24 protein-coding genes are annotated in these 23,454 nt (G+C 43.5%); 8 read left to right on the forward strand and 16 right to left on the reverse strand.

Annotated elements, in window-relative coordinates; genetic code table 11:
* Positions 1-26 precede the first annotated feature (26 nt).
* On the forward strand, positions 27-875 hold the full coding sequence (locus RG47T_RS20900; RefSeq protein WP_074491394.1) for a DUF4198 domain-containing protein: 849 nt from the start codon (positions 27-29) through the stop codon (positions 873-875).
* On the opposite strand, the gene RG47T_RS20905 is transcribed toward RG47T_RS20900, so the two are convergent.
* From RG47T_RS20905 to RG47T_RS20965, 13 genes are all read right to left on the reverse strand, one after another.
* On the reverse strand, positions 872-1,429 hold the full coding sequence (locus RG47T_RS20905; protein WP_074491396.1) for a dihydrofolate reductase family protein: 558 nt from the start codon (positions 1,427-1,429) through the stop codon (positions 872-874). The genes RG47T_RS20900 and RG47T_RS20905 overlap by 4 nt on opposite strands.
* Positions 1,429-2,814, reverse strand: coding sequence for a LutB/LldF family L-lactate oxidation iron-sulfur protein (locus tag RG47T_RS20910; protein ID WP_074491398.1), 1,386 nt, complete (start codon positions 2,812-2,814; stop codon positions 1,429-1,431). Before RG47T_RS20910 ends, RG47T_RS20905 begins: the two co-directional genes overlap by 1 nt.
* Positions 2,815-2,994: 180 nt before the next feature.
* Entirely contained in the window at positions 2,995-4,518 is a 1,524-nt protein-coding gene (locus RG47T_RS20915) for a M28 family peptidase (protein ID WP_074491400.1), read from the reverse strand.
* A gap of 30 nt (positions 4,519-4,548) precedes the next feature.
* The gene (rpiB, locus tag RG47T_RS20920; protein WP_074491402.1) at positions 4,549-4,983 is read right to left on the reverse strand and encodes a ribose 5-phosphate isomerase B; all 435 of its coding nucleotides are present in this window, start codon (positions 4,981-4,983) and stop codon (positions 4,549-4,551) included.
* Positions 4,983-5,846, reverse strand: a complete 864-nt coding sequence (gene tatC, locus RG47T_RS20925) for a twin-arginine translocase subunit TatC (protein WP_074491404.1) — start codon at positions 5,844-5,846, stop codon at positions 4,983-4,985. The genes rpiB and tatC overlap by 1 nt, the downstream gene beginning before the upstream one ends.
* 76 nt (positions 5,847-5,922) lie before the next feature.
* Complete coding sequence (gene accC / locus RG47T_RS20930; RefSeq protein ID WP_074491406.1) at positions 5,923-7,263, reverse strand: acetyl-CoA carboxylase biotin carboxylase subunit; 1,341 nt, start codon at positions 7,261-7,263, stop codon at positions 5,923-5,925.
* Positions 7,264-7,436: 173 nt separating this feature from the next.
* Positions 7,437-7,910, reverse strand: a complete 474-nt coding sequence (accB, locus tag RG47T_RS20935) for an acetyl-CoA carboxylase biotin carboxyl carrier protein (protein WP_074491407.1) — start codon at positions 7,908-7,910, stop codon at positions 7,437-7,439.
* Between the two features lie 81 nt (positions 7,911-7,991).
* Positions 7,992-8,981: a beta-ketoacyl-ACP synthase III gene (locus RG47T_RS20940; RefSeq protein WP_074491409.1), complete on the reverse strand. Its 990-nt coding sequence runs from the start codon at positions 8,979-8,981 to the stop codon at positions 7,992-7,994.
* Positions 8,982-9,000: 19 nt separating this feature from the next.
* Positions 9,001-9,939 (reverse strand): phosphate acyltransferase PlsX, encoded by a 939-nt coding sequence (gene plsX / locus RG47T_RS20945; RefSeq protein ID WP_074491411.1) that lies wholly within the window; start codon positions 9,937-9,939, stop codon positions 9,001-9,003.
* A 15-nt stretch (positions 9,940-9,954) separates the two neighbouring features.
* Positions 9,955-10,146 (reverse strand): 50S ribosomal protein L32, encoded by a 192-nt coding sequence (gene rpmF / locus RG47T_RS20950; RefSeq protein ID WP_074491413.1) that lies wholly within the window; start codon positions 10,144-10,146, stop codon positions 9,955-9,957.
* Between the two features lie 15 nt (positions 10,147-10,161).
* Entirely contained in the window at positions 10,162-10,728 is a 567-nt protein-coding gene (locus RG47T_RS20955) for a YceD family protein (RefSeq protein WP_245770844.1), read from the reverse strand.
* Positions 10,729-11,012: 284 nt separating this feature from the next.
* On the reverse strand, positions 11,013-11,285 hold the full coding sequence (locus RG47T_RS20960; RefSeq protein ID WP_074491416.1) for a hypothetical protein: 273 nt from the start codon (positions 11,283-11,285) through the stop codon (positions 11,013-11,015).
* A gap of 132 nt (positions 11,286-11,417) precedes the next feature.
* Positions 11,418-11,786, reverse strand: a complete 369-nt coding sequence (locus tag RG47T_RS20965) for a DUF6249 domain-containing protein (RefSeq protein WP_245770845.1) — start codon at positions 11,784-11,786, stop codon at positions 11,418-11,420.
* Positions 11,787-12,309: 523 nt separating this feature from the next.
* Here RG47T_RS20965 and RG47T_RS20970 point away from each other — a divergent pair.
* Positions 12,310-12,891, forward strand: a complete 582-nt coding sequence (locus tag RG47T_RS20970; RefSeq protein WP_074491418.1) for an RNA polymerase sigma factor — start codon at positions 12,310-12,312, stop codon at positions 12,889-12,891.
* Positions 12,888-13,406, forward strand: a complete 519-nt coding sequence (locus RG47T_RS20975) for an anti-sigma factor family protein (RefSeq protein ID WP_074491420.1) — start codon at positions 12,888-12,890, stop codon at positions 13,404-13,406. The genes RG47T_RS20970 and RG47T_RS20975 overlap by 4 nt, the downstream gene beginning before the upstream one ends.
* Before the next feature lie 435 nt (positions 13,407-13,841).
* Here the strand turns inward: RG47T_RS20975 and RG47T_RS20980 are convergent, their stop codons facing one another.
* The 3 genes from RG47T_RS20980 to amaB all read right to left on the reverse strand — a co-directional run bounded on the left by RG47T_RS20980 (position 13,842) and on the right by amaB (position 18,641).
* Positions 13,842-15,299, reverse strand: a complete 1,458-nt coding sequence (locus tag RG47T_RS20980) for a M28 family metallopeptidase (protein ID WP_074491422.1) — start codon at positions 15,297-15,299, stop codon at positions 13,842-13,844.
* A 137-nt stretch (positions 15,300-15,436) separates the two neighbouring features.
* The gene (locus RG47T_RS20985) at positions 15,437-17,074 is read right to left on the reverse strand and encodes a S8 family serine peptidase (RefSeq protein ID WP_074491423.1); all 1,638 of its coding nucleotides are present in this window, start codon (positions 17,072-17,074) and stop codon (positions 15,437-15,439) included.
* Positions 17,075-17,096: 22 nt separating this feature from the next.
* Positions 17,097-18,641, reverse strand: a complete 1,545-nt coding sequence (gene amaB, locus RG47T_RS20990) for an L-piperidine-6-carboxylate dehydrogenase (RefSeq protein ID WP_074491425.1) — start codon at positions 18,639-18,641, stop codon at positions 17,097-17,099.
* 241 nt (positions 18,642-18,882) lie between these two features.
* Between amaB and RG47T_RS20995 the strand changes: the two genes are divergently transcribed.
* The 5 genes from RG47T_RS20995 to RG47T_RS21015 all read left to right on the forward strand — a co-directional run bounded on the left by RG47T_RS20995 (position 18,883) and on the right by RG47T_RS21015 (position 23,439).
* Entirely contained in the window at positions 18,883-20,286 is a 1,404-nt protein-coding gene (locus RG47T_RS20995; RefSeq protein ID WP_074491427.1) for a tetratricopeptide repeat protein, read from the forward strand.
* Between the two features lie 108 nt (positions 20,287-20,394).
* The gene (locus RG47T_RS21000; RefSeq protein ID WP_074491428.1) at positions 20,395-21,156 is read left to right on the forward strand and encodes a phosphosulfolactate synthase; all 762 of its coding nucleotides are present in this window, start codon (positions 20,395-20,397) and stop codon (positions 21,154-21,156) included.
* Between the two features lie 144 nt (positions 21,157-21,300).
* The gene (locus RG47T_RS21005; RefSeq protein ID WP_074491430.1) at positions 21,301-22,101 is read left to right on the forward strand and encodes a shikimate dehydrogenase family protein; all 801 of its coding nucleotides are present in this window, start codon (positions 21,301-21,303) and stop codon (positions 22,099-22,101) included.
* Positions 22,074-22,679 carry a gliding motility lipoprotein GldD gene (gldD, locus tag RG47T_RS21010; RefSeq protein ID WP_074491431.1) on the forward strand — a complete coding sequence of 202 codons (606 nt, stop codon included), beginning with the start codon at positions 22,074-22,076 and terminating at the stop codon, positions 22,677-22,679. The genes RG47T_RS21005 and gldD overlap by 28 nt, the downstream gene beginning before the upstream one ends.
* A 124-nt stretch (positions 22,680-22,803) precedes the next feature.
* Complete coding sequence (locus RG47T_RS21015; protein WP_074491433.1) at positions 22,804-23,439, forward strand: MBL fold metallo-hydrolase; 636 nt, start codon at positions 22,804-22,806, stop codon at positions 23,437-23,439.
* Positions 23,440-23,454: the final 15 nt, after the last annotated feature.

A 23,454-nucleotide genomic window follows, 5' to 3' on the forward strand; every position in this document is an offset into this window, starting at 1 on the left:
TATGTTTGAGCAATTATAAACCTGATATGAAAAACTTTCTACTTATTCTTATATTTTTAACCTGCGCTGTTGGCTCTGCATATAGCCAGGCCGACTACTTTTTACTACCCGAAAACTTCTTCCCACAAAAGGGCGATAACCTTAACTTGCACCTGCTAAGTGGCAACAGCTTTAGCAAAGGGCAGGAACAGCAATACGATGCCAAAACTATAACCAAAGCATTATTGCTGGATGGCGGCAAACCCGACGATCTTTCGGCGGCTTTTAAACAAGGCAACTTACCTGCATTAACAAGCAAATTATCTGGCACCGGCATGGCGCTTTTTGCAGTTGTAAACCAACAAACTGCCGATATAGACCGTAAACCCTTTATTAATTACCTTACTGATAATGGCCTCGATAAAACGGCAGAAGGCTTAAAGCAGTTTCAGCAAAGCTTTAAACAAAAAACCACCAATGTAATGAAATCGCTGGTGGCTATTGAAAAAAACAGCGGCGGCGTACAAGAGAAACCCCTGAAAGAAGATTTTGAACTTATTTTAAAGCAGAACCCTTACAAGGGCAATTACGGTGATGATATTACCGCGGTATTACTTTTTAAAGGCCAGCCCATTAAAGGCGAAAAGGTAACACTACTTATACGCAGCCCAAAGGGAACAGAATTTTCGCAGTTGCTGGCTACCGATGAAACCGGTGCCGTATTTTTAAAACTGAGCCGCGAAGGCACTTATATGCTACAATCCATCCACATAGAGCCGGCTAAAGACCAGACGCTCGATTTTGAGGCATGGCAAACCTCATTCACTTTTGCATTTAGCAGCACCAATACCATGCCTAATAGCTATAAAGAATTTGGTATGGGTAATTTGCACTAATACCCTGCACCGGGTACATTATTAAGATCAAATTTGGGCAGCAGTTGGTATCTGAGCTGTATCAGCCCGCTAGCATAAGGTATTGTTTCAACCAGTTGCAGGCCGGTACGTTCTGTAATACCTTGAAACAATGCTTTACCGCCACCCAATAATACCGGGTGAATGGAGAGTAAAAATTCATCGACCAGGTTGTTAGCCATAAAACTGCTCAGCAGGCTGGCACCGCCAAACAGCCAGATGCTGTCGCCTTCCTGGTTTTTAATAGCGTTTACATCGGCAACAAAGTTAGCTCCCGAAATAACCTCTACATTATCATGCACCACCTCGGCCAGGATATCAGAAAACACGTATATTTTTTTGGTGCTGAAGTGGCTGATCTCCCCAGTACTGTTCAGCAGTTCGTAACTTTTTCGGCCTACAAACAAAGTATCTACACTATGAAAAAACTCTGTTAGTCCGTAATCCTGATCCATCAGGCACCAATCGTATTCGCCATTAGGGCCTTCAATAAAACCATCGAGGCTTACAGCCAGGTTTAAGATTACTTTACGCATTACAGGTTCTCCTTATGTCCTTTTTTCCAAAGGTCGGTAAAAGATTGTTCGGCTACTTTAGGTAGGTCGCGGTATTGACCAAAGCTCTTTTTAAAGAAAGTTTTGAGGGCAAAGTTTTTGAAATTCCCTTTAAAAAAATCCATCCACTTACGGTTCAGCATCATTTTTGTAAATGCGGCCCAGCCCCATTGCTCCGGCTTGGTAAACAGCTGCTCTTTAACGGCATCACGGCGGTTAAGCAGCAGCATTTTGTGTATATCTATCTTAACAGGGCAAACCTCGGTACAACGCCCGCAAAGGGTTGATGCATAGCTCAGGTGCTTAAAATCCTGCATACCCTGCTCGTGCGGGGTAATTACCGAGCCTATCGGCCCGCTGTAAGTAGTATTATAGCTATGGCCGCCTATATTTTTGTAAACCGGGCAGGCATTTAAACATGCACCACAACGGATGCAGTACAGCCCCTGCCGCTGCTCCTTTTGAGCCAGCAGATCGGTACGGCCATTGTCAAGCAATATTACATACATCTCATCCGGCCCGTCACTTTCGCCCGGTTGGCGGGGTCCGCTTAAAATGCTGTTGTACACGGTAAGATTTTGCCCTGTGCCGTGTGTAGCCAGCATGGGCCAGTATAAACCTAAATCGGTTAACGCCGGGATTATTTTCTCGATCCCAGCAATGGCAATATGTATTTTGGGGAAGGTTGTGCTTAAACGCGCATTACCTTCATTCTCGCTTATGGCAATGCTACCCGTATCAGCAATTAAAAAGTTGGCCCCGGTAATGCCTACATCAGCCTGCACATATTTTTCCCTTAAAAGTTCGCGGGCTTTAAGGGTCAATTGCTCGGGCGTGGCATCTATTGGTGTGCCGAAACGCTGGTTAAACAGCTCTGCAATGTTCTCTTTAGAGAGATGCATGGCAGGCGTTACAATATGATAGGGTTTTTGGCCCAGCAGCTGTACAATGTATTCGCCCAGGTCTGTTTCTAAAGATTCGATGTGATGGCTTTCCAAAAACTCGTTCAGGTTAAGCTCTTCAGTGGTCATCGATTTGGACTTGACAACCGTTTTGGCATTGGCACGTTGAATAATATTCAGAATCTCCCGATTAGCTTCTTCAGCATCATTAGCCCAGATCACCTTGCCGCCCCTGCGTTGAAAATTAGCTTCAAACTCTGGCAAAAACTTGTCGAGGTTTTCCATTACCCGCCACTTAATTACGTGCGATTTGCGTTTAGCATAATCGAGGTTAATCAGTTTAGCCAAACCTTTAGCCACGGCCGCATCGTATTTACCAATATTGTAATTGATAATACGCCGGTGATCAAGGTCAAAGGCCTTATTCTCAGTAGCTGTCAGAAATTCTTCGGCAATGGTCGACATATCGGCTAAATTAAAATATTTGCAGCTAATAAAAGAAGTTTTAGTCCGAAAGACGGGAAGACAGAAAGTCGGTAAGACGCTTCAATAACTTCTCGTAAATAAAAAGTCCGTAAGCGAAAAAACTTTCCCACTTACGGACTTTTTATTTCTGTCTTACAGACTTTCGATCTTACGGACTTCTTACCTGCTCTCGGGCATATCGTTGGTTACATCAACTACAGGGCGTTTATCGCGGTTAGCTAAATCCCAACCTGTATAAAATACCAGTTGTGCGCGTTTAACCAGTAAAGGAAAATCAATTTTGCTCACTTCGTCGCCAGGTTTATGGTAGTCGGCATGGATACCATCAAAATAAAACACGATAGGTACGCCATAACGGGCAAAGTTATAATGGTCTGAACGGTAATAGATCTTTTCAGGATCTTTTGGGTCGTTATACTTATAGTCTATAGCCAGGTTAGTATAGGTGCTGTTAGCATTTTCGCTGATCTTGTGCAGCGTGGTGCTCAATTTATCAGAACCTATCAGGTAACAATAATCGGGGGTTTGCTCATGCGCAGGGTCGCGTCGGCCAATCATATCGATGTTTAGATCTGTAATGGTATTAGCCAGTGGAAACACCGGATGGTCTGAATAATACTCAGAACCCAGCAGGCCTTTTTCTTCGCCCACGTTACCTAAAAACACAATGCTGCGGCGCGGGCCGTGGCCCTGTTTTTTGGCTTCGGTAAATGCACGTGCAATTTCCAATACACCTGTGGTACCAGAGCCGTCATCATCGGCACCGTTGTTAATACGGTCTCCGGGGGTGCCTTCGGGCAACATACCAATATGGTCGTAATGGGCCGAGATCACCAGTACTTCGTTTTTCAGTTTAGGGTCAGATCCCGGCAGGTAACCTACTACATCCACCGCTTTGGCATCTTTGCCAATGTATTCGTAGTTAGCTATCACGGTAGCTTTAATAGCTTGTGCTTCCGGAGTTTCTTTTAACTGGGCAAAAGTTTTACCACTGTTCTTAATCAATAAATCTGCAATAACGGCATTGATGGTAAACGATGGAATTTGTTGCAGCACCGTTTCTTTTTTGATTGACAAACGGGCCGAGCCATTACCCCCTCTTATACGAGCGGCTGTACCTGCTGCCAAAATAAGCAAAGGCTTTTTAGCCTGGATATCTTTCAAAGCCTTTAACCGGCGATTGGTAGTTTCCTTAACCGACTCACCCGCAACAGGCTTATCCTCATTGATGAAAAGCACCACTTTGTTGGCAATGTTAATGGTGTTCAGATCGGCTTCGGTACCGTAACCTACAAATACAATTTCGCCGGTATTGATGTTGGCGCTGGCTGTAATGCCCGTAGCAGAATAATCTTTACCATAAACTAATTTTGAGCCATTGATCTCAAACTCATTTACTTTACTGGCTATTGATGAAAGCGGAATGTCTAGAAAATAAGAACCTTTTACCGGTGCCTGTAAGCCTAGCTTTTTAAACTCTCCAGCCAGGTAGTTAGCCGCCATATCCGCGCCACGAGTGCCGGTTTCGCGGCCTTCAAAAGCATCAGATGCTATAATGGTAAGGTGTTTGGTAGCATCTTCAACCGTAATGTAGCCAGCATATTTTACAGCGGCAGGATCTTTTTGTGCGTAAGTGCAGTTAGCAAAGGCTAAAGCAAGCGCACCCATTAATACTTTCTTCATTATATTATTTAAATATTTGTAGGATAGGGATTAGCAGGTCATTTTGTTGACCCTATCGGCGTGGCGGCCACCTTCAAAAGTTGTTTTCAAGAAGGTTTCAACAATTTGCTCCGCTTCCTCTATGGAAATAAAACGTGCCGGGATACATACAATGTTGGCATTGTTATGCTGGCGGGCCAGGCTGGCTATTTCGGCAGTCCAGCATATAGCTGCACGGATGCCCTGATGTTTGTTAGCGGTTATGGCTACGCCGTTTGCGCTGCCGCAAACCAGTATTCCCAGATCAAACTCGCCGCTTTCAATAGCGTTGGCAACGGGGTGTGCAAAATCCGGATAATCAACAGAAACGGCACTGTAAGTACCAAAATCTTTAAGCCCGGCTACTTTTAAAAAAGCAGCCAGGGCTTGTTTATATTCAAAACCGGCATGGTCTGAACCGATTGCGATTTTTAAATCAGTATTCATTATAAATCTAATTCTTGTGCTCTTTTTAGTTTCCTCTTTTCTACAACAGCAGCAACCAATATACCTACTTCGTATAATACAAACAGCGGGATACTTACCACAGTCATGGTCAACATATCTGGGGTTGGTGTTACTATCGCAGCAATAATTAAGATAATCACAATTGCGTATCTACGGGTAGAGCGCATAATCTTGGCGGTAAGGATACCCAGGTTAGCCAAAATATAAATGAGGATCGGCAATTCAAATACGGCACCTGTGGCTAACGTTAACGTTGCTACCGATGAGATATAAGAATCTATGGTAAATAAATTCTGTATGGTATCACTAACGGTATAGCCAGATAAGAATTTAATAGACATTGGCGAGATTACGAAGTAACCGAACATTACACCTAATGCAAACAAAAAGGTTGCATAAAACACAAAGCCGCTGGCGGCTTTACGTTCCTTTTCGTGCAGGGCTGGTTTTATAAAACGCCATAGCTCCCAAAGCAGGTAAGGGAAACCCAGGGTTACACCAATTAATAAGGAGGAGTTAATTTGTAAGGTAAACTGACCAGCCATTTCGGTATTGATCAGCTTTACGTTGATCTTATCTACGCACATGCCGGGCCTGTTTAGCCAGGCGCCCAATTCGCACATCATGCGGTAGGTCCAAAAGGTGGGCTTGCTTGGCCCCATAATTACCCCATCAAAAATTTCATCGTAAAATGCAAATACGCCGATGGTTATAATAATGATAGCAAAAGCCGACCGTACCAGGTGCCAGCGCAGTTCTTCAATATGGTCAAAAAATGACATCTCGGCCTCCATCGATTTGCTTTTCTCTTTGATGGCCCTTACAATTCTGTTATCGCTCATTTGTTCAGAAACAAAAATACCATTCTATTTAAATTTAGAATGGTATTTGTAATATAAATCTATATACGGAAAAAGGTTACTCAGCGTACTCAAATGTTTCCATAAATTTTGTGGTGAAATTACCCGCCCTAAAATTAGGGTCTTGCAGTAATTGCAGGTGAAAAGGTATGGTTGTTTTTACCCCTTCTATCACAAATTCGGAAAGTGCGCGTTCCATTGTATTTAATGCTTCTTCTCGGGTTTGTGCCACACATATCAGTTTGGCAATCATCGAATCATAATTCGGCGGGATTACGTAACCGGTGTAAACATGCGTATCAACCCTTACCCCGTGGCCACCCGGTGAGTGGAAATTGGTAATTTTACCCGGTGAAGGGCGGAAATTATTGGCAGGATCTTCGGCATTAATACGGCACTCGATAGCGTGCATGGTTGGTTCGTAGTTTTTTCCCGAAATTGGAATCCCTGCTGCAACCTTAATTTGTTCTTTAATCAGGTCGAAGTTGATCACCTCTTCGGTTACCGGGTGCTCTACCTGGATCCGGGTGTTCATTTCCATGAAGTAGAAGTTGCGGTGCTTATCCACCAAAAACTCTACTGTACCGGCACCTTCGTATTTTACAGCTTTAGCTCCTTTAACAGCAGCTTCACCCATTTTTTTACGCAGCTTCTCGGTCATAAACGGCGAAGGAGCTTCCTCAACCAATTTCTGGTGGCGGCGCTGGATAGAGCAATCGCGCTCAGATAAATGGCAAACTTTACCGTATTGATCGCCCACTACCTGTATTTCGATGTGGCGCGGATCTTCTACAAATTTCTCTAAGTATAAACCGTCGTTACCAAAGGCTGCGCCAGATTCGGCACGTGCAGAATCCCAGGCGGGTTCAAACTCCATATCATTCCAAACCACACGCATACCACGCCCACCACCACCGGCAGTAGCTTTTAATATAATAGGATAGCCTATTTTATTAGCAATGGTAATACCATCTTTAACGCTGGAAAGCAAGCCTTCTGAACCCGGGATAGTGGGTACACCAGCTTTCTTCATGGTTGCCTTGGCAGATGCCTTGTCGCCCATGGCGTTAATCTGATCTGCAGTTGCACCAATAAATTTAATACCGTACTCGGCACAAATGGCAGAAAACTTAGCATTCTCTGACAAGAAACCGTAACCAGGGTGTATCGCATCGGCATTGGTTACCTCTGCGGCTGATATAATATTGGGGATATTTAAGTAAGAATCGCGGCTGGCCGGCGGGCCGATACATACGGCCTCATCTGCGAAACGCACATGGAGGCTATCACGGTCGGCGGTTGAATATACAGCTACGGTTTTGATGCCCATCTCCTTGCAGGTACGTATAATACGCAGGGCAATTTCACCTCGGTTAGCTATTAATATTTTTTTAAACATGTTGTTAATTTGTTGATTTGTCAATTAGCTAATTTGTCAATGATGGCGATCAACAATTGGGCAAATTAATTAATTGATTGACAAATAAGTGTTTTTATTAATCTGTCAATTACTGACTATCTGTTTAACAAGGCTCATTAACAAATTGTCAAATCACCTCATTAACAAATTAATTACATAGGTTCTACCAAATACAACGGCTGGTCGTATTCTACAGGCGAAGAGTTTTCTACCAGTACTTTTACTATACGGCCCGAAACTTCAGATTCTATTTCGTTAAATAGTTTCATAGCTTCGATAATGCATAATACAGAACCGACTTTAATTTCGTCGCCTACGTTTACTAACGATGGTTTTTCTGGTGTTGATGAGCGGTAAAAAGTACCGATCATTGGCGATTTGATAGTAATATATTTGGACACATCTGCAGCAGCAGGCGCTTCGGCCGGTGCGGTAGTATGCTCAACAACAGTGGCCACTGGGGCCGGCGCCGCTGCGGTTGGTAATGCAGGGATAGTAGCATTAACAAAGGTAGGGGCCTGTTGCGTTTTTATTGTGATCTTAAATTCTTCTTGCTCAATAGAGACTTCGCTTACGCCAGCTTTGGCAACAAAGCGAATCAAATCCTGAATTTGTTTAATATCCATGCTTAAGTAAAAAATTGATTTTGGATAAAAGATTAAATATCTAAGTTATAACAAATTAAACGAAAAAAAGTCGGGCTAAAATTAATAAGCCCATTTGATATACATAGAACCCCATGTAAACCCGCCGCCAAAGGCAGCTAAAACTAAATTATCGCCTTTTTTAAACTTGTTTTCCCATTCCCACAAACATAATGGTATGGTACCGTTAGTGGTATTACCAAAACGTTCTATGTTAATTATTACCTTATCGGCACTAATGCCCATACGGTTTGCGGTAGCATCAATAATGCGTTTGTTAGCCTGGTGAGGCACCAGCCAGGCAATGTCATCAGCAACAAGGTTGTTGCGTTCCATAATTTCTGCAGCCACGTCAGACATGTTGGTTACAGCAAATTTAAATACTGTACGGCCTTCCTGGTAAGCATAGTGCTCATCAGCATCAACCGTAGCGTGGCTTGCAGGTTTTAATGACCCGCCGGCTTTCATGTTCAGAAAGTTGCGGCCCGAGCCTTCGCTCTTTAAAACAGAATCTTGTATACCCAAACCTTCTTCATTAGGCTCAAGCAGGGCGCAGCCACAGCCATCGCCAAAAATAATACAGGTTGCGCGGTCTTTATAGTTAACTATCGACGACATTTTGTCGCCGCCCACTACAAGTACCTTTTTGTACCTGCCGCTTTCAATAAATGAAGCGCCGGTTGCCAGGCCAAACAAAAAGCCAGAGCAAGCCGCATTTAAATCATACCCCCAGGCATTTGTAGCGCCTATTTTATCTGCTAAGATATTTGCCGTAGCCGGGAAAGGCATATCGGGTGTGGTGGTACAAAATATAATGAGTTCAATTTCTTCGGCGCGGATACCCCGTTTTTCGAGCAGGCCATTTACAGCCGGTACGGCAAGGTCAGAAGTTGCCAGGCCTTCGCCTTTTAAAATACGGCGTTCTTTGATACCTGTACGGCTGGTAATCCATTCGTCATTGGTATCAACCATTGCTTCCAGCTCCTGGTTAGTAAGTACGTATTCGGGTACATAACCATTTACAGCTGTAATAGCAGCGTATATTTTTTGCATTTTATATTAAAATATCTTGTTACTGGAAAGCTTGTCTTATTTTTTCAACCAAACCACTCTCCACCATATCTTTTGATAAAAGTACCATGTTTTTAATAGCCTTGGGGTTTGAGATACCGTGCCCAACCACAACAGGGGCATTAACACCCAGTATTGGGCTGCCGCCATATTGCTCGTAGTTAAAGCGATCAAAAAACTCATCCCTTAAACCCTTTTTCATGGTAATCACATAAAAGGATTCGGCCATTTTTAATATTACATTACCCGTAAAACCATCAGCAACAATTACATCTGCATTATCACCAAATAAATCACGGCCTTCTACATTACCCACAAAATTAAACAGCTTACTTTCCTTCATTAAAGGATAGGTAGCCAGGGCAAGCATGTTGCCCTTCTCTTCTTCTTCGCCAATGTTAACAAGGGCAACGCGCGGAGATTTATATTTGTAAATAAGTTCTGCATAAATACTACCCAATACGCCAAATTGCACCAGTGTATCCGGCTTGCAATCGGCATTGGCGCCTACATCCAACAAAATACCCAAACCGCCTTTCAGTTTGGGTACAATGGATGCCATAGCAGGGCGAATAACGCCCGGAATACTTTTTACGCTGAATACAGAACCCACAAGCATGGCGCCTGTGTTCCCGGCCGATGAAAATGCATCAATTTGCCCATCCTTAAGCATTTTAAAGCCTACGCTTATGCTCGAGTCTGGTTTTTGCACGATGGCTTTGGTTGGATGTTCGCCCATGCCTATCACTTCCGTGGTATGCACAAACTCAAATCTATCCGCATCGAAGCCATGCTCTTCCAGCAGCGCTAACGCTGTTGGCTTGTCACCAATAAGTACAATTTGATGGTCTGCTGATAATACTTTACAAGCTTCAATTGCCCCTAAAACGGTTGCTTTGGGAGCGTAATCACCGCCCATAATATCCAAGCCAATCTTCATTCCGGAAAATTAAACTTAAGCTGCAGCAGTTTTTTCAACAAGAAGTTTACCGTTGTAGTAAATGTTACCATCAACAGTATAAGCTCTGTGTGGTAAGTGCACAGCACCGGTAGTTTGACATGTAGTTAAACTTGGAGCTACTGCTTTGTAATGCGTTCTGCGCTTATCTCTTCTTGATTTCGAAATTTTCCGTTTCGGATGTGCCATAACGTTATTTTATGATCATTTAAATTTTTTGAGTGCATCCCACCGTGGGTCATGCTGCTCATTATTTGTTTCACTATCGCCCGATGCAAATTTATTAAACTGCCCGAGCATTTCTTTATCACAATATGGGGTATTCCCCTCGTCGCTGCACCGTGCAAAAAACGGCACAGAAACGGTTACATATTCATATATTAACCCTGCAACGTTTATTTCAAAATCGTTTTTCTTCAGGGTGATGATCTCCTCATCCTCGTCTATTTCTTCTTCGCCAAATTTGGCTATCTGCCGCTCGTGGATGGCCACTTGCTGCGGATATTGCGATAAACACTTATCACAATTAAGCCCGATAGTGCCGGCGATATCAAAATTAAGGATCAGCATTGTTTCTTGCTTATCCAACTCAACCTTACATAAAAGGTCGGCTTTTTTTACCAGCGAATATTCGAGCTCTTCGAAAAAAGCATCTGTTATAGCATACTCAAAAAGATGCTTCCCAAGCTTAAGGCCTGTAAAAGGGATTGAATATGTTTTTAACGATTTCAATGAGCGATAATTAGCCCGCAAATGTAGGGTTTTTTTCAATAAAGCGAAAACGTTTTTTAGGAATAGTTTTTTGAGCAGCTTTTAGAGTGAGGAAGCGGGACGAAAGAATAAGGATTAAGGACTTAAGATGACTGAATGACTACGCCATTTGCCGTACATAGCGGCTATTGACATTTTGCGCCGGTATTTATTAATATGTAAATCAATGCTATTGCCCATCTACTGCGGCAGCCCCGTGTTGCACTCATACTGCACAGGCATTAACCACGGGCCGGTATCCGCTTCACCCGGGTTTAAGGCTGAGTAAATATACGATGCATAATTTAAAAGTAGAATTTCCGCATTCTATTTAGAAGTTCCTTATCATCAACTGGAAAACCCGACGATGAACCAATTACGGAATCAATGGCGCATTTTGGACAAAGTGCAGTCATGCCTCTTGGATCCTCTGAATCAACCCATTCCACAATTTCATTTGGAGCAAAGTTACTTAAGCAATAAAAGCATCCACAAATAGAACTACTTAAAATTTCTTGCTGGTGAAAGATGCTTCTTTTGTGTGCTTCCTGTAGCTGTTCCGGGGTAAATATTGACATGCTCCAAAGTAATTATTCTTGCGCGCGTTTGCAACGCGTGTTTAATACTTCCCGGCGTTTGCAACGTCTCTCCAACCAAAAAGCCTCCCGGCAATAAGCGGAAGGCTTTCAACACACACAACTTGAAAACTTTTATTCTTCTATTTTATAATCTTCTTTCTGATTTGTTGTCTCTTTTTTCTCTATCAGGTAAGAGGCAAACAAGCCCAGGCCGCCAAATATGGCGATGAGGGAAAAATAAATGGCTTCGTTATCATTGTCGTTTGCAAAAGCAGTACGGTCTAAAACGTACGCTATAAACAAACCTAAACCGGAGCCAATTAAAAGTAAACCCCACTTAAGATTTTGAAAAGGGGCCGACTGAGCCTTGTACCGGCGAGGGTCCATGCCACGCTCTATCATGGCCATGCGTTCGCGTTTGTACAAATAAACTATACCAAAGACTGTTAAAGCCATTACTGTTGGCACTAGTATCGGGATTAATATTTCTGGACCATCCATTGCATTTATATTTTAAAGGTTATTAATTTTTGTTTGTTTCATACTCCGCTATCGGCGTATTTGTAGTCTATGACCACACGCTTTTTAAACAGGTTACACCCTGTTACACATTTTTTTTAAAATAGAGACAAGAGCCAAGAAACAGGAGCCAAGACCGCTTCGTGCAACCAGAGTTAGATAGAAGCGAAAAGCCCGGAGCGGAGCGAGGACTTAACGGAGCCCGGACCGGAGGCAACGCCTTTTATAGAACCAAGAATCGAGAGACAGGAACCAAAACCTTGCATAGTTTATCTACAAAGAAACCGCTTATCAAACTCCACCTAATTTATAATGCTTATTTTATAACTATAGATATAAGCTTATCTTCATAAAATATTCTAGAAGGCACTTGCGGGTACAAATAGTATATTAACTAATACGCATATATAAGTGCCGCCAGAAACAACTTAAAATAACCAACGTAAAAAATAAATATTCACCTGTAACCTGGATATAAAAGCAAGCGTCAGAGTTCACATATACAATGCAGAGCAAGCTTTCGGATATTGAATTGATTGAACAAACACTTGGCGGTAACCAGGCGGCTTATGCCGACCTTGTAAAACGCCACCAGCGTTTTGTTTTTACGCTGGCCATGCGTTTTGCAAAAAGCCGCGAAGATGCCGAAGAAATAGCGCAGGATTGCTTTATTAAAGCATACCGGTCGCTATCGAGTTTTCAGCAGCAATCAAAGTTTAGCACCTGGCTTTATAGCATTGTGTATACAACGGCAATGACATTTTTGCGTAAAAAGCGGTTAGACACCTCATCTATAGATGATGAAAATGTGTACCTTCAAATTGAAAATCAGCATGGTAGCTTTGAAAATAACCTTGCCGAAAAACAGTCACAGTCGTTTTATGTTAACCAGGCTATATCGCAGCTACTGCCCGATGATGCAACCATCATCACCCTGTTTTACAGTGGGGAACAGTCGCTCGAAGAAATTGCCGCAGCTTTAGGTATGGAGGCCAATACCGTTAAAGTTAAACTATTTAGGGCCAGGCAGCGTTTGAAAGAGAAATTAGAAAAGCTGTTAAAACATGAAGCTAAAGAACTGATATGAACAGCATAGAAGAAAACCTTTGGAACTATATTGATGGCACCTGCACGCCCGATGAGCAGCAGGCCATTAGTATGCTTATTGAAACCGACGAGGTTTACCGTCGCCAGTATGAGGAATTACTGGCCCTTAACCTCGAGTTTAGCAACATTGAGCTGGAAGAGCCGCCTATGGCCTTTACCTACCGGGTAATGGAAGCCATACGTGCCGAAGAAGCTATGGTTCCCCTTAAAGCAGCTATTAATAAAAACTTAATCCGCGGCTTGTTTGGCGTGTTTGCATTTATTATTGTAGCTATTACTGCGTATGCATTGTTTACCATTAACTGGAATGCCGGCAGCACAGCCACCGCTAATTTTAGCTTACCGCAAGTGAAACTACCAGTAAACTTACCGCCTGCTAAAAATTTATTAAGCAGTGCACCGGTGTTAAAAGCATTTATATTTTTTGATGTGGTGTTTGGCTTGTTTTTTCTGGATGCGTACCTGCGCAAGCAGCGTACAGCCAAACAGTTTTAAAGCCAATGTTAGAGAAATGTATACACGAGTGTATAACTTTGTAAACAGTTTGTGTATAAAATTCTACCATCACATTGTAAGCAAATTATTTGAAGACGCCTCCTGTACCATACAGGGGGCGTTTGCCATAAAAAGAAAGTGTTATGCAGACACATTTACTTTGGTACAGTAATTGTATTATATAGATCGAACTGGTAATCTTACCGGTTTAATTGTGATAAGGTTTAGGTTGAAAGTCCCCCGGTGCAAGACTGGGGGGCTTTTTATTTTATAACCGATTTTATCCGGGACTCACACACAGCTTCCTCGTCGGCAATTTTTACTTCCAATCTTACTTTGGGGTTTTACCCAGCCATTTCTACGGAAACGGATTTCTAAAAGTTATAGCCCATTACCCAATATCTTATCTTTTATATTACCGATTTCACTTGGTATTTATTTAGCATCTAAAGCAGGCCGTGCTACCGTTTGCGAAACCAACCACCCTGTAGCGTACATCCACCGGGTCATTTTGGCCAGCTTAGCAATGTTAATACCCGCAGGTTCGTCCTTTGGGGTATGATAATCCGGGTGTAGCAACGAGGTAAAAAACAGCGCCGGAATCCCCGCCTGTGCATAAGGTAAATGGTCGCTTCTAAAATACCAGCCTTCGGGATGTTTGGCATCGTCCCATGAGAAATCTACCTTAAAGTGGGTAAGCTGTTCGTTGGCTTTCATAGCCATATCAAGTAAAGCGGTTGAGTTTTTATGTGGGGGGATGCTTCCCAGTAATGCCGCCGAATCAATAGAATTACGGCCAATCATATCGGCGTTCAGCACGGCTACAATAGCCTGCTTATTTACCGTTGGGTGTGCCGCATACCAGCGCGAACCCAGCAAACCACGCTCTTCGGCACCATGCCACACAAACAAGGCCGATCGCTTACCTGGCTTGGCAACCCAGGCCCTGCCAATAGCCAGCATGCCAACAGTTACCGAAGCGTTATCATCTGCACCGTTCCAGATCGAATCGCGATCTACCGCGGGGCCAATGCCGTCATGGTCATGATGGCCGCTGAACAATACATATTCCTTACTTAACTGCGGGTCGGTTCCGCCTGCCTGGGCCACCACATTAACAGATGGATACTGGAAGCTATCGATACTCACATCAGATTTGATATGCGCACCACTTTGCTGCAAGGCACCTGCCAGCTGCGCTGCTACCACCATTACCGGCAGCGGCTGCACTTTGGCGGCTGTATTAATGGTAATACCATCTACCTGGTATAAACCCTCCTGGTAATTATGGCCTATAAATGCAATTGAACCTTCTACCGTAGGATCTGCCACAAATATTATAGCAGTAACACCCTGCCGGCGCAATACTGCCGTTTGCTGCCTGATGGCAAGTGAAGTGTATCTAAATCCCCACAAGCTCATCCCGGCTGCCGGCAATGGCTGTGGAGCAATAATATTAAGTGCTACTACCTTACCTTTCAGGTCGGCGGTAGTATCAGCCATGCTTTTAAGCCATAGCACCGGGGCATCCAGGTGGGTTTCTAATGGCTGCGTTGGCCAAATTTGTTTCCAGAGTTCAACCGGTTGGTTATTGATGGATATGGCACTACGGTTTGATACCCGCGTACGATGAATATTATAGAACTGAAAATAAGTACCATCATCACCGGCAGGTTTAAGCCCAGCCTCTTGTGCTTTTTGGGCTACCCAGGCAGCTGCCCGCATCTCATCAAGCGTACCTGCCCTGCGGCCGCGAAAGGCATCGCCTGCCAGTTCATAAATATCTTTCTTAAGGTCTTCGTCTTTAATAAATTTAAGTGCGGGTGGCGTTTGGGCCAGTAATTGGCTGCTGATTAAAGTACCAAGTATAAAGAGAGTAAGTGCTTTTTTCATATCAAGCACAATTTAGGTAATAGCGGTTGGATGTTGGTATTGTGTTGTAAAAATTACATACCAGCACATTTCATTTAAACAAAAAAAAGAGACACAGGTATACACTGCGTCTCTAAATGATATTTAATTCCTGTAATTTATTTTCTTTCGCCCTTCATTTTCGAGGCTATCAGTACGGCTTCATAGGCGTTTACAATACCGCCGCTTTTACTAAGGGTGGTAAAATCAACCTGGTCCTTAGTACCGGGCTTGTTAACCATGATGCCTTTTAAAGGGTGTGCCGATTCCATAATCACCTGCTTTAGCTGGCGGGCGCTCAGGTCGGGATAGTATTCTAACACCAGGGCAGCAACACCGGCTGTAATGGGCGATGAAAAGCTGGTGCCATCTTCTGTTTCGGTTTCTGCATTTACCGTTACCGAAGTAACCATTACACCGGGCGCAAAAACATCCACGTTTTTTTTACCATAATTACTAAAATCAGCAGCAAGCGCCTCATCGGCTTTCATGCCCGATGCACCTACGTTAATTACATTATCAGCATCGGTAGCCGATCCATCTTCGAAAGTATCATTAGGAAAATCCTGCACATCGTCTACATTCTGGCTATCATTACCAGATGCCAGCACCAGCAGCACATCATGAGCAGCGGCATATTTAAAGGCATCATCAACCCAGTTTTTATGCGGCGACAGCTTTTTACCAAAGCTCATGTTAATGATCTTCGCACCATTATCCACAGCGTAATAAATGGCATTGGCTACATCCTTATCATACTCGTCACCATCCGGCGATGCCACTACAGACATAATCCGTACGTTATCTGCCACGCCATTAATGCCATAGCCATTATCGCGCACTGCGCCAATAAACCCGGCCACCATAGTACCATGGAAAGACTGATCCAGCTTCAATATATTACTACCATAAGGCTTATCCTTCAATATATCCGGGTTGTCGCCCACAGTACGCTTGCGCATATCCAGATCGGGGTTTACGTCATTATTAAGCTTGGCTATATAGTCAGCATAGTCTTTTAATATTTTTACGTTATTGGTATTATCACCTGCGGTAGATAGTGAGGTAGTCCATAAAAACTTAACATCCTTCAGGGTATCATTAACCGCTTTAATCCGTTTAAGATCGGCTAGCGTAAAACTTTCATTGGCCTTTAATTTTAACGCCCGCTTCACAATTCCGCTGGTTTCAACCAGGGCACTCATAATCGGGGTAAGCTGCTTTAATTCAGCATCCGCTTTATTCACGGTCGAATCGCGCAGGTGCTTCACGAGCAACCAATAAGTATATTCTTTTTTATCTGTAGCCGTTGCCGCTGTTGCAGCAAGATACTTCGGTTTTAAACGTTCGTATTCGCGTACTTCTTCAGATGTTTCCTTGCAATCGCATTTACCATTTGCAGCGGCTATAAAATTCCAGCCGTGTATATCATCAATAAAGCCATTTTTGTCGTCATCTTTACCATTCCCTTTTTTCTCTTTCACGTTGGTCCACAAAACCGGTGAAAGATCTTTCTGGGCGGTATCAATGCCGCTATCTATGGTAGAAACCACAACCGTTTTGCTTTTTTTACCTTTCAAAAACTGATAGGCCTGATTAAGGCTAATGCCATAATAACCATCGGCTTTAACATCAAGCGCAAACCAGTTTGCGGGGATACGGGCATCGGCAACCCGGCTTTGTGCACCGGCGGTAAAATAGCTTAAAAGGCTTAAACAAATAACAGAACCGGCAACAGGCTTAAAAAAGTACTTCATTAAATAACAACAATATATGGGTCTACAGATCAAATTTTATTCCCTGGGCCAATGGTAAATCGGCAGAGTAGTTAATGGTATTGGTTTGGCGGCGCATATAAGTTTTCCAGGCATCAGAGCCCGACTCGCGCCCTCCGCCTGTTTCTTTTTCTCCACCAAAGGCACCGCCAATTTCGGCACCCGATGTACCAATGTTAACATTGGCTATACCGCAGTCAGAACCTGCAAAAGACAAAAATTGTTCAGCCTCGCGTAAATTATTCGTAATAATAGATGATGACAGCCCCTGTGGCACACCGTTTTGCAGGGCAACGGCCTCATCAATGGTATTATATTTTACAAGGTATAATATCGGTGCAAAGGTTTCGTGCTGTACAATGGCGTAGTGGTTTTCTACCTCGGCAATACATGGTTTTACATAACAGCCGGATGCATAGGCATCGCCTTGTAACACGCCCCCTTTAACAATAAACTTGCCGCCTTGCGATTTGCAGGCTTCGATGGCTGTTAAGTAAGCTTTAACCGCATCCTGATCTATCAACGGCCCCATGTGGTTATTTTCGTCCAACGGGTTACCGATACGAATCTGCGCATAGGCATTCACCAGTTTCTGTTTAAATGCTTCATAAATACTCTCGTGGATAATTAAGCGGCGTGTAGTAGTACAACGCTGCCCGGCAGTGCCTACTGCACCAAACACGGCACCAACCAGGGCAATTTCCATATTGGCATCTTTACTGATGATTACGGCATTGTTGCCTCCCAGCTCCAGCAAATATTTGCCCAGGCGCTGCGCAACAGTTACCGCCACGGCTTTACCCATTCGGGTAGACCCGGTTGCAGATACCAGCGCTATCCGCGGATCGGCTGCCATTTGCTCGCCGATAACACGGTCGCCAATTACCAGGCATGATACCCCTTCGGCTATATTATTTTTTGCAAAAACCTGTTGTATAATGTACTGGCAGGCAATGGCTGTTAAAGGTGTTTTTTCTGATGGTTTCCAGATGCAGGTATTACCGCAAACCCAGGCCAGCATGGCATTCCAGCTCCAAACCGCAACCGGGAAGTTAAAAGCCGAGATAATGCCAACCACACCCAGCGGGTGATATTGGTCGTACATACGGTGATTAGCCCGCTCGGATGCCATGGTGTTGCCATAAAGCTGACGGCTTAAGCCTACCGCAAAATCGCATATATCGATCATTTCCTGCACTTCGCCCCAGCCTTCCTGCAAACTTTTGCCCATTTCGTACGATACCAGCTTACCCAACTGATCTTTATTTTCACGCAGGGCCTGGCCTATCTGCCGTACAATTTCGCCCCGTTTTGGCGCAGGCAGCGTGCGCCATTGCTTAAAGGCTTCTGTTGCTTTATCGGCAACACTTTCATAATCTGCAGCGGTGGCCATGTTAACGGCCGCTATCACTTTACCGTCTACCGGCGATATGATCTGCTTCACAAAAGCCCCTTCACTACTGCCGCAAGCGGCACCGGTACTAAAAGCAGGGTTTACTGCGTTTATATTAAAATGACTAAGAACAGCTGCAATATCAACCATAACCATATTTTTCTCCAAAGGTAAACATCTGGTACAGGCATCCTATATCCAGATGATTTAAATGTTATTAACGCAATAAAATAGAAGCTTAATATCAACTACTTAGAAAAAAAGTATGTTAAAAACGTTTATATGTTGAAAACTAAATTGTTTTAATAGGGTCTTATAATTGTAATTTAATTGACGAAAAGTGAAATCAGATGTCACTTTTGCTGATATTACCAGTCTTAGTATTAAAACCTATCGGATGGAAGAAGAATTTGAATTCGGTTTTACCGAGGATCCTAAGTTTTCCGTTGAGAGATACGAGGAAATGATCCGCAACCAAGATCAGTACTTTTTCGATGCACAGGCTTTTGAAAACATTATTGATTATTATATAGAGAAGAACGATCCGGCAAAGGCTTTACAGGTAGTAGAATACGCCCGCAACCAGCACCCCTTCGCGGCTATCTTTTTAATTAAACAGGCACAACTGTTGGTAGTAACCAACCGCATGAGCGAAGCATTTAGTGCGCTTGACAAAGCAGAAATGCTGGAAGCTTCTGAAGCTGATATCTACATCATCAGGGGTAACCTTTATGAAAACATGGAGCGTTTTTCTGAAGCACTGGAAAATTACGAAAAGGCCCTGGATATGGCCGAAGAGAAGGATGATATCCTTTTGCATATTGCCTACGTTTACCAAAACATGGGCGATTATGGAAGCGCCATAACCTACCTGAAACGCTGCCTGCAACATAACATGGAAAACCAGGATGCCCTTTACGAGCTGGCTTTTTGCTATGACGTAATGGACAACCAGCAGGAGAGCGTGCAGTTTTACATGCAGTATATTGATAACGAACCATACAGCTACGCAGCCTGGTATAACCTGGGCAACGCTTATACCAAGTTAAGTTTGTTTGAAAAAGCGATAGACGCGTACGACTATGCGATATTAATTAAAGACAGCTTTGCATCGGCCTACTTTAACAAGGGTAATGCCTTGGTTAATCTCGAAAAATTTGCCGAAGCTATTGAAGTATACCGCCAGACTTTTGAGTACGAGCAGCCCAACGGCGACACCTATTGCGCCATTGGCGAATGCTACGAAAAGCTGGAACAGATGGACGAAGCCCGCTCTTTCTATAAAAAATCGGTTAGGCTTGACCCTAAACTGGCTGATGCCTGGTTTGGTATTGGTGTAACCCTCGATTTTGAAGAGCGCTATTTTGAAGCCCTCCACTTTTACAAAAAAGCGCTGGACATTGATGCCCTTAACCCCGACTACTGGTTTGCCATTGCCGATGCCGAATACAAGCTTGGCCACATGGATAAAGCCGAAGAGGCTTACGAAAAAGTAGTGGAGATGAACCCGCTTGATGTGGATGCTTGGTTAGATTATTCATCTATCCTGTATGAGCAAGAGCGTTTGGTTGATGCTATAGAGGTTATGTCGCAAGCGATAAAGAACAACCCCGAAGCTGCAGAGCTATACTACCGCATGGTAGCCTACCTGTTTGCCAAAGGCGAATATAATGAAGCGCTTGCCCAATTGGAAATAGCCTTAACATCCGACCCGGAGAAGCATTACATTTTGTTTGATTATTTGCCACAGCTGCAAAAAAATAAAATCATCGTAGATATCATAGCCCGGTACATGAAATAATTGTCATGGCTTTATTAAAAAACCAAACCTATTTTAAGGTTTGGTTTTTTTTATGACCTTTGCGCCGTTAGTACTTTTAGTTATAGCTTATAACACATTAATTTAACAATGAATTACCATTTAAATAACTTACCCGAACGAACAGCGAAACCACGGAGCAGCGGAATGACCATGATGATGGATAAAGGGCTTAGCTTACGCCAGGTTGAAGATTTTATTGAAGTAAGCGGTGCCCATACCGACATTGTTAAACTAGGCTGGGCTACATCGTTTGTTACCCCAAACCTCGATGAAAAGCTAAAGCTGTACCGCGATGCAGGTATCCCCGTTTATTTTGGTGGCACCCTGTTCGAGGCTTTTATTATTCGCGGGCAGTATGATGATTTTTGCCGCACGCTGGATCGTTATAAAATGGAGCATTGTGAAGTATCAGATGGATCTATAACCATACCACACGATGAAAAGTGTGAATACATCACCAAGCTGAAGAAACAGGTGACCGTGATCTCTGAAGTAGGCTCTAAGGACGTGACTAAAATCTTTGCGCCCTATAAATGGATCCAACTGATGGAAGCAGAATTACAGGCCGGCTCCTGGAAGGTAATTGCCGAAGCACGTGAAAGCGGCAACGTAGGTATCTACCGCGATTCGGGCGAAGTACGCCAGGGACTGGTTGATGAGATATTGACCAAAATACCACAGGATACTATTATCTGGGAAGCCCCACAAAAAGCGCAGCAGGTTTGGTTCATCAAATTATTAGGTGCTAACGTAAACTTGGGTAACATTGCCACAAATGATGTTATCCCATTGGAAACACTACGCCTGGGCATCAGAAGCGATACTTTCGATCATTTCCTAAACCAATAATAGTCACATTAAATACTACGGGTAATATGGATTTCTCAAACATAAGAAGTCTGTATTATTCGTATCATCAGCGAAATTCGTGTTCCGTTAAAATCAATAACTATATTTACACTTTATAAGGTTAGGCTTAAAAGTATTGGTTATATGAAAACATACGGGATTATTGGTTACCCGCTTTCGCACTCGTTCTCGCAGCAGTTTTTTACAGACAAATTTGCCAAAGAAGGCATTGAAGATGTTAAATACGAAGTGCATCCGTTGAAATCATTAAATGATTTTGATGCCCTGCTTAATAAATACCCCCATTTATGCGGACTGAATGTGACCATACCCCACAAGGTAGATGTTATTAAATTTTTAGACTGGACCAGCGTTGAAGCCAAAGAAATAGGTGCCGTAAACTGTATCCGCATAGCCGAAGAAAGCCCGGTAGCAGCTGCCTTAACCGGCGAACTGGGCATTATTGATAAAAACTTTTTATTAGAAGGCTTTAACACCGATGCTTACGGCTTTGAAACTTCATTGAAACCCTTACTAACATCGGCCCATAAAAGGGCGATGATTTTGGGCGATGGCGGCGCTGCCAAAGCTGTTAAGTTTGTATTGCGCAAAAACGACATCCCGTTTTTAACCGTGGTGCGCAAACCAACGCCCGGCTGTGTACTATATGAAGACCTTACTGCCGAACAAGTAGCTTCGCACAAGCTAATTATTAATACTACCCCGGTAGGTACCAGCCCCGATGTGGATGCTTGCCCGCCCATACCTTACCAACATATAGGCCACGAACATTTAATGTACGACCTCATTTACAACCCGCCTGTTACCAAATTTTTAAAAAATGGAATAGACCAGGGAGCAGCCATAAAAAACGGATATGAAATGTTAGTATTGCAGGCAGAAAAATCATGGGAAATATGGAATTCAAAAGCACTGCATCCGTAGGCATTAAACTGCTTTGTGTTGCTGTGCTGTTTATAACCGCCTGCGGCAGCAATCATGATTATTCGCCCAAGCCGCGCGGCTTTTATCGCATTAAGTTCCCTAAAAAAGAATACCAGGAATATACAGGCGGATGCCCCATTAGCTTCACCTATCCTAAGTATGCCAAGCTGGAGCCCGATCTTTCGCGCGGTGCCAAGCCTTGCTGGCTCAATATGCAGTTCCCCGATTTTAAAGGCACCCTGCACTTAAGCTACCAGCCGGTTACCTCAAAAAAGGTATTTAATGAGCTGGTAGAGGATGCCCGCACCTTTGCATTTAAACATACCGTAAAAGCAACATCTATAGATGAAGGTATAATCCGCTTTCCCGACCGCAAGGTTTATGGCATTTATTACACTATTGATGGCAATGCGGCATCATCGGCCCAGTTTTACTTAACAGATAGCACACAAAACTACCTGCGCGGTGCGTTATATTTCAACTCAGAACCACGCCTCGATTCGATACAACCCGTTTTGGATTTTGTGAAGAAAGATGTGGATGTGATGATTAAGAGTTTTAAGTGGAAGGGGAAGTGATATCGGATTTCGGATGTTCGATTTCGGATTTTATATACAGCGGAGATACTGTCTCGAGAATGCAAATTAGAATTGTAAATTTGACCAAATCCGAAATCGAACATCCGAAATCCGAAATAGTCTCATGTCTACAGTAAAATCATTTACCAATAACCCATACCAGGAAAACACCTACCTGCTTTACGATGAAACCGGCGAATGCGCAATCATTGATCCGGGCATGGATACCGGTGCCGAGCAAAATGTGGTAGTAAACTTTATTAAGGATAATAACCTTAAGCCGGTATTGCTGCTAAATACGCACTGCCATATCGATCATATTCTCGGTAATAAATTTGTGTTCGATCAATACGGCCTTAAACCGCAGTTTCACAAAGGCGAGGAGTTTGTAATGGATGCTATGCCGGCTTGGGCACAGCAGTCGGGCATCAGGTATGAGCTTTCACCAAAGCCCGATACTTACCTGCCAGAAACCGGCGAGATTAAATTCGGCAATACCACGCTCGAACTGATTTTTGCACCCGGCCACTCCCCGGCTCATTTGTGTTTTTATGACAAGGCTGCTAACCTGGTTATCGGCGGAGATGTATTGTTTCGCAACAGCGTAGGCCGCACCGACTTGCCAGGAGGCAACCACCAACAACTGATTAAAAACATTGAAGAAAAACTTTTTACCCTGCCCGACGATTGTACCGTATACCCGGGCCACGGCCACGAAACAACTATTGGATATGAGAAAGAAAATAATCCGTTCTTTTAGTCTGCCGGCTTTATC

This window comes from Mucilaginibacter polytrichastri, from assembly GCF_001911425.1.
Classification (GTDB): Bacteria; Bacteroidota; Bacteroidia; order Sphingobacteriales; family Sphingobacteriaceae; genus Mucilaginibacter; species Mucilaginibacter polytrichastri.

Coding starts and splice junctions, on each gene's coding strand:
- accC (WP_074491406.1), bottom strand. CDS start 7,263: ATGTTTAAAAAAATATTAATAGCTAACCGAGGTGAAATTGCCCTGCGT.
- rpiB (WP_074491402.1), bottom strand. CDS start 4,983: ATGAATACTGATTTAAAAATCGCAATCGGTTCAGACCATGCCGGTTTT.
- RG47T_RS20915 (WP_074491400.1), bottom strand. CDS start 4,518: ATGAAGAAAGTATTAATGGGTGCGCTTGCTTTAGCCTTTGCTAACTGC.
- RG47T_RS20905 (WP_074491396.1), bottom strand. CDS start 1,429: ATGCGTAAAGTAATCTTAAACCTGGCTGTAAGCCTCGATGGTTTTATT.
- rpmF (WP_074491413.1), bottom strand. CDS start 10,146: ATGGCACATCCGAAACGGAAAATTTCGAAATCAAGAAGAGATAAGCGC.
- RG47T_RS20940 (WP_074491409.1), bottom strand. CDS start 8,981: ATGCAAAAAATATACGCTGCTATTACAGCTGTAAATGGTTATGTACCC.
- amaB (WP_074491425.1), bottom strand. CDS start 18,641: ATGGTTATGGTTGATATTGCAGCTGTTCTTAGTCATTTTAATATAAAC.
- gldD (WP_074491431.1), top strand. CDS start 22,074: ATGGAATTCAAAAGCACTGCATCCGTAGGCATTAAACTGCTTTGTGTT.
- RG47T_RS20995 (WP_074491427.1), top strand. CDS start 18,883: ATGGAAGAAGAATTTGAATTCGGTTTTACCGAGGATCCTAAGTTTTCC.
- RG47T_RS20900 (WP_074491394.1), top strand. CDS start 27: ATGAAAAACTTTCTACTTATTCTTATATTTTTAACCTGCGCTGTTGGC.
- RG47T_RS20965 (WP_245770845.1), bottom strand. CDS start 11,786: ATGGATGGTCCAGAAATATTAATCCCGATACTAGTGCCAACAGTAATG.
- RG47T_RS20910 (WP_074491398.1), bottom strand. CDS start 2,814: ATGTCGACCATTGCCGAAGAATTTCTGACAGCTACTGAGAATAAGGCC.
- RG47T_RS20980 (WP_074491422.1), bottom strand. CDS start 15,299: ATGAAAAAAGCACTTACTCTCTTTATACTTGGTACTTTAATCAGCAGC.
- RG47T_RS20975 (WP_074491420.1), top strand. CDS start 12,888: ATGAACAGCATAGAAGAAAACCTTTGGAACTATATTGATGGCACCTGC.
- RG47T_RS21015 (WP_074491433.1), top strand. CDS start 22,804: ATGTCTACAGTAAAATCATTTACCAATAACCCATACCAGGAAAACACC.
- plsX (WP_074491411.1), bottom strand. CDS start 9,939: ATGAAGATTGGCTTGGATATTATGGGCGGTGATTACGCTCCCAAAGCA.
- RG47T_RS20970 (WP_074491418.1), top strand. CDS start 12,310: ATGCAGAGCAAGCTTTCGGATATTGAATTGATTGAACAAACACTTGGC.
- RG47T_RS20960 (WP_074491416.1), bottom strand. CDS start 11,285: ATGTCAATATTTACCCCGGAACAGCTACAGGAAGCACACAAAAGAAGC.
- RG47T_RS21000 (WP_074491428.1), top strand. CDS start 20,395: ATGAATTACCATTTAAATAACTTACCCGAACGAACAGCGAAACCACGG.
- RG47T_RS20985 (WP_074491423.1), bottom strand. CDS start 17,074: ATGAAGTACTTTTTTAAGCCTGTTGCCGGTTCTGTTATTTGTTTAAGC.
- accB (WP_074491407.1), bottom strand. CDS start 7,910: ATGGATATTAAACAAATTCAGGATTTGATTCGCTTTGTTGCCAAAGCT.
- tatC (WP_074491404.1), bottom strand. CDS start 5,846: ATGAGCGATAACAGAATTGTAAGGGCCATCAAAGAGAAAAGCAAATCG.
- RG47T_RS21005 (WP_074491430.1), top strand. CDS start 21,301: ATGAAAACATACGGGATTATTGGTTACCCGCTTTCGCACTCGTTCTCG.